This is a genomic window from Pseudomonas sp. NPDC089534, from assembly GCF_044749305.1.
In the GTDB taxonomy this organism is placed as follows: Bacteria; Pseudomonadota; Gammaproteobacteria; order Pseudomonadales; family Pseudomonadaceae; genus Aquipseudomonas; species Aquipseudomonas ekonensis.
In genome coordinates this window covers 15,090-19,310 of record NZ_JBIVHR010000099.1, presented here as the reverse complement: position 1 = coordinate 19,310, position 4,221 = coordinate 15,090, and the positions used below count along the sequence as shown (strand labels likewise).

Annotated in this window: 4 protein-coding genes; 3 read left to right on the top strand and 1 reads right to left on the bottom strand. The window is 64.8% G+C overall.

Features of this window, described 5'->3' with window-relative positions; translation table 11 throughout:
- Positions 1–503: gluconokinase (locus ACIP0B_RS23700; RefSeq protein ID WP_400836514.1), on the top strand; the 503-nt coding region annotated here is incomplete at its 5' end.
- Positions 504–585: 82 nt separating this feature from the next.
- Positions 586–1,938: a GntP family permease gene (locus tag ACIP0B_RS23695; RefSeq protein WP_217890898.1), complete on the top strand. Its 1,353-nt coding sequence runs from the start codon at positions 586–588 to the stop codon at positions 1,936–1,938.
- A 221-nt stretch (positions 1,939–2,159) separates the two neighbouring features.
- On the opposite strand, the gene alaC is transcribed toward ACIP0B_RS23695, so the two are convergent.
- A complete protein-coding gene (gene alaC / locus ACIP0B_RS23690) occupies positions 2,160–3,377 on the bottom strand; it encodes an alanine transaminase (RefSeq protein ID WP_085580603.1) in 1,218 nt (405 codons plus the stop codon).
- Positions 3,378–3,516: 139 nt separating this feature from the next.
- Between alaC and ACIP0B_RS23685 the strand changes: the two genes are divergently transcribed.
- Complete coding sequence (locus tag ACIP0B_RS23685; RefSeq protein WP_400836512.1) at positions 3,517–4,179, top strand: LysE family translocator; 663 nt, start codon at positions 3,517–3,519, stop codon at positions 4,177–4,179.
- The last annotated feature ends 42 nt before the right edge of the window (positions 4,180–4,221 follow it).

Sequence of the window (4,221 nt, the reverse complement as noted above, 5' to 3'; positions counted from 1 at the left end):
CACGTCTTGCCGCAACCGGCAAGACGTGCGTCAGCCAGGCCCTGTGCCAGTTGAGCGGCGCCACTGCCATTGAAGGCGATACTTTCCATCCGGCCGCGAACATCGAAAAGATGAGCGCGGGGATCCCCCTGAACGATGAAGACCGCGCCGGCTGGCTCGACAGCCTGTGCGATGAACTGCGCCGCATCGACGCGCTGGGCGAGCGCCCGGTGCTGACCTGCTCGGCGCTCAAGCACGCCTACCGCGAACGCCTGCGCAGCGCCTTGCCGGGCCTGGGTTTCGTGTTCCTCGAACTGACCCCCGAAGTGGCCGCCGACCGCGTCTCCCATCGGCCGGGCCATTTCATGCCGGCCACGCTGATCGAAAGCCAGTTCGCCACGCTCGAGTCGCCCAAGGGCGAACCGCTGACCCTGGCGCTCGACGCCTCGGTGCACAGCGTCGACGAGCTGGCCGCCCAGGCCCACCAATGGTGGCTGGCCAACGGCCTGAAACAGGCGGTATGAGCGTGTTCGAAGAGATAGCGCTGTCCTCCCGACTTCTGATCAACCCGCTTTAATAACAACAACAAACCAGGAGACACCCCCTATGTTTGGCATGTCCCACGACGCCTACCTGCTGCTCGATGCAGTGGTCACGGTGATCGGGCTTATCGTCCTGATCACCAAGTTCAAGATCCACCCCTTCATTGCCCTGACCATCGCCGCCGCGTTCCTCGGCCTGACCTCCGGCATGCCCATCGGCACCATCATCAAGGCGTTCCAGGATGGCTTCGGCGGCGTGCTCGGCTTCGTCGGCATCATCCTGGCGCTGGGCACCATGCTCGGCAAGATGATGGCCGAGTCCGGCGGCGCGGACCAGATCGCCCAGACCCTGATCCGCGCCTTCGGCAAGGACAAGGTGCAGTGGGCGATGATGTTCGCCGCGTTCTTGGTGGGCATTCCGCTGTTCTTCGAGATCGGCTTCGTGCTGCTGATCCCGCTGGTGTTCATCGTCGCCCGGCGCACCGGCGTGTCGATCATCAAGATCGGCATCCCGCTGCTGGCCGGCCTGTCCGCCGTGCACGGCCTGGTGCCGCCGCACCCGGGTCCGCTGCTGGCCATCGGCGTGTTCGGCGCCGACATCGGCAAGACCATCCTGTACGGCCTGATCGTCGCGCTGCCGACCGCCATCATCGCCGGCCCGATCTTCGGTACGTTCATCGCCAAGCACATTCCGGGTCACCCGAACCAGGAGCTGGTGGACCAACTGGCCCGCGAAACCGATTCGACCGACCTGCCGAGCTTCGGCATCACCCTGCTCACCGTGCTGCTGCCGGTGTTCCTGATGCTGCTCAAGACCTTCGCCGACGTGGCGCTGCCGGACGGCCATTTCTTCCGCACCTGGATGGACATGATCGGCCACCCGATCTCGGCGCTGCTGCTGGCGTTGCTGCTGTCGCTGTACACCTTCGGCTACAAGCAGGGCATCGGCTCGAACCAGATGCTCAAGTGGCTCGACGCGAGCCTGGCGCCGACCGCTGCGATCATCCTGATCATCGGCGCCGGCGGCGGCTTCAAGCAGATGCTGGTGACCAGCGGCGTGGGCGACGTGATCGGCCACATGGCGGTCAGCGCGCAGATCTCGCCGATCCTGCTGGCCTGGCTGGTGGCGGCGGTGATCCGCATCGCGACCGGTTCGGCCACCGTGGCGACCATCACCGGCGCCGGCATCGTGGTGCCGGTGGTGGGGATGATCCCGGGCGTCAACCGTGAGCTGCTGGTGCTGGCCACCGGCGCCGGCTCCCTGATCCTGTCCCACGTCAACGACGCCGGTTTCTGGCTGGTCAAGCAGTACTTCAACATGACCGTGGCGGAAACCTTCAAGACCTGGACGGCGATGGAAACCATCCTGTCGGTGGTCGGCCTGGGCTTCATCCTGCTGCTGTCGCTGTTCGTGTAAGCGATCCGGCAGGCACAAAAAAACCGCATCGCTGCGGTTTTTTTGTGCCTGAAGCCATGCGACAGGGATCTTTGTGGCGAGGGAGCTTGCTCCCGCTGGGCTGCGATGCAGCCCCAAAACCATTCAACACTGATCTTCAGATAAGACCGTATCAGCCGGATTTACGACTGCTGCGCAGCCGAGCGGGAGCAAGCTCCCTCGCCACATTGAGTACCGCCAGGTCAGGCGCCGGTCTTCGGGGCCAGCCCGTCCGCCCGGAACATCCCGCGGATCCCGCGCACGGCCTGGCGGATCCGGTCCTGGTTCTCGATCAGCGCGAAGCGCACGTGATCGTCGCCGTACTCACCGAAACCGACGCCCGGCGACACGCAGACCTTGGCCTCGGCCAGCAGTTTTTTGGCGAACTCCAGCGAGCCCAGGTGCGCGTAGGCCTCGGGGATCTTCGCCCAGACGTACATCGACGCCTTCGGGTTCTCGACCATCCAGCCCAGTTCGTGCAGGCCCTTCACCAGCACGTTGCGCCGCTGCCGGTACTGCTCGGCGATGTCGCGCACGCATTGCTGGTCGCCTTCCAGCGCCGCGATGGCCGCCACCTGCAGCGGGGTGAAGGTGCCGTAGTCGTGGTAGCTCTTGATCCGCGCCAGGGCGCTGACCAGTTCCGGGTTGCCGACCATGAAGCCGATGCGCCAGCCGGCCATGTTGTAGCTCTTGGACAGCGTGAAGAACTCCACCGCGATGTCCTTGGCGCCGGGCACCTGCATGATCGACGGGGCCTTCCAGCCGTCGTAGACGATGTCGGCGTAGGCCAGGTCGTGCACCACCAGCACGTCGTACTGCTTGGCGAGGGCGATCACCCGTTCGAAGAAGTCCAGCTCCACGCACTGGGCGGTGGGGTTGGACGGGAAGCCGAGGATCATCATCTTCGGTTTCGGGATCGAGCCGCGGATGGCCCGCTCAAGCTCGGCGAAGAAGTCCACGCCGGGCACCAGCGGCACCGAACGCACCTGGGCGCCGGCGATCACGGCACCGTAGATGTGGATCGGGTAGCTCGGGTTGGGCACCAGCACGGTGTCGCCCTGGTCCAGGGTCGCCAGCATCAGGTGCGCCAGGCCTTCCTTGGAGCCGATGGTGACGATGGCTTCGCTTTCCGGGTCGATGTCGACCTCGTAGCGTTCCTTGTACCAGTTGGAGATCGCCCGGCGCAGGCGCGGAATGCCCTTGGACGTCGAGTAGCCGTGGGTGTCTTCGCGCTGGGCGACGGTGACCAGTTTCTCGACGATGTGCGGCGGCGTGGCGCCGTCGGGGTTGCCCATGCTCAGGTCGATGATGTCTTCGCCACGGCGGCGGGCGGCCATCTTCAGCTCGGCGGTGATGTTGAAGACGTAAGGGGGGAGTCGATCGATGCGCGCAAAGCGGCGCGGCGAACCTTGTTCAGCCATTGTTGCCTCGGATAACGTAAGCGCCCGGAACCGTCCGAGCGACGCTGGTCACTGCGGTGACCTGTGGCGGAAGATAAGGGCAGCGGTGGCAGACTGTCCAGCGTGCACGACAACAATTTTTTCCCAAGGAAAACCGTCAATGGAATTCACCAGCGGCTTCTTGCTGAGCCTTTCGCTGTGCCTGGACATCGGCGTGGCCAACATCGCGATGATCACGCTGGCGATGCAGCGCGGCTATTTTCAAGGCTTCGCGCTGGGCCTGGGCACCTGTGTCGGCGACCTGGTCTACGCGGTGCTGGCGCTGGCGGGGATGACCGTGCTGCTGCAGTACGAAAGCGTGCGCTGGACGCTGTGGATCGGCGGTTCGGCGCTGTTGGTCTACTTCGCGGCGAAGATGATCTATTCGGCGATCCACCACGAAGCGCTGCTGGCGGAGACGGCGGAGGTCGCCCAGAACTCCCACCGCAAGGAGTTCTTTCGCGGGATCTTTCTCGCCATGTCATCGCCCAGCGCCATCCTCTGGTTCGCGGCGGTGGGCGGCACGCTGATCGCCCGCTCCGGTGGCGGCGGCCCTTTGAGCTCGGCGCTGTTCCTCGGCGGCTTCCTGTGCGCCGGGCTGCTGTGGTCGGCGGGGCTGTGCTTCGCCGCGAGCCATGGCGGCAAGCTGCTGGGCGACAAGCTGTTGCGCTATTCCTACCTGGCATCTGCAGCGATCTTCTGCTATTTCGCAATCTACGTGATCGTATCCGGCTATAACGAATTCGTCGGTTCCGGCGCCGCCGAGGCCCTGCATTCGCTGTGAATGTGCGAATCGGGTTTGGCTGGGAGTATAGAAGCCAAACCC